This window comes from Streptomyces sp. NPDC002825, from assembly GCF_040295385.1.
GTDB lineage: Bacteria > Actinomycetota > Actinomycetes > Streptomycetales > Streptomycetaceae > Streptomyces.
In genome coordinates this window covers 1-1073 of sequence record NZ_JBEOVH010000081.1, presented here as the reverse complement: position 1 = coordinate 1073, position 1073 = coordinate 1, and the positions used below count along the sequence as shown (strand labels likewise).

1 protein-coding gene is annotated in these 1073 nt (G+C 69.8%); it reads left to right on the top strand.

The annotated features are described in order from the left end of the window. Positions 1 to 1073, top strand: a 1073-nt coding sequence (locus ABT041_RS38960; protein WP_351193896.1) for a 2-oxoacid:acceptor oxidoreductase family protein, incomplete at both ends; no start/stop codon positions are given.

Genomic DNA, 1073 nt, shown 5'->3' with positions numbered 1-1073 from the left:
CGCCGGCTCGACCGGGTGATCATCCGTTTCGCGGGCGACTCCGGTGACGGCATGCAGCTGACGGGTGACCGTTTCACCTCGGAGACGGCGTCCTTCGGGAACGACCTCTCCACGCTGCCGAACTTCCCGGCCGAGATCCGGGCACCTGCCGGGACCCTGCCGGGTGTCTCGTCCTTCCAGCTCCACTTCGCCGACCACGACATCCTGACCCCGGGCGACGCCCCGAACGTGCTGGTCGCGATGAACCCGGCCGCCCTCAGGGCGAACATCGGGGACGTGCCGCGCGGCGGCGAGATCATCGTCAACACCGACGAGTTCGCCAAGCGCGCCATGGCCAAGGTCGGGTACGACTCCTCGCCCCTGGAGGACGGCTCGCTCGACGGCTACCGGGTCCACCCGGTGCCGCTGACGACGCTCACCCTGGAGGCCCTCAAGGAGTTCGGGCTGTCCCGGAAGGAGGCCGAGCGGAGCAAGAACATGTTCGCGCTCGGGCTGCTGTCCTGGATGTACCACCGGCCGACCGAGGGCACCGAGAGCTTCCTGCGCCAGAAGTTCGCGAAGAAGCCCGAGATCGCCGAGGCCAACGTGGCCGCCTTCCGGGCCGGCTGGAACTTCGGGGAGACCACCGAGGACTTCGCGGTCTCCTACGAGGTCGCCCCCGCGACCCGGGCCTTCCCGACCGGCACGTACCGGAACATCTCCGGGAACCTGGCCCTGTCGTACGGCCTGATCGCCGCGAGCAGGCAGGCGGACCTGCCGCTCTACCTCGGCTCGTACCCGATCACCCCGGCCTCGGACATCCTGCACGAGCTCAGCAAGCACAAGAACTTCGGCGTGCGGACCTTCCAGGCCGAGGACGAGATCGCCGGCATCGGCGCCGCCCTCGGCGCCGCCTTCGGCGGCTCGCTGGCCGTCACCACGACGTCCGGCCCCGGTGTGGCGCTGAAGTCCGAGACCATCGGACTCGCCGTCTCCCTGGAGCTGCCGCTCCTGATCGTCGACATCCAGCGCGGCGGGCCGTCCACCGGTCTGCCCACCAAGACCGAGCAGGCCGACCTCCTCCAGGCCATGTA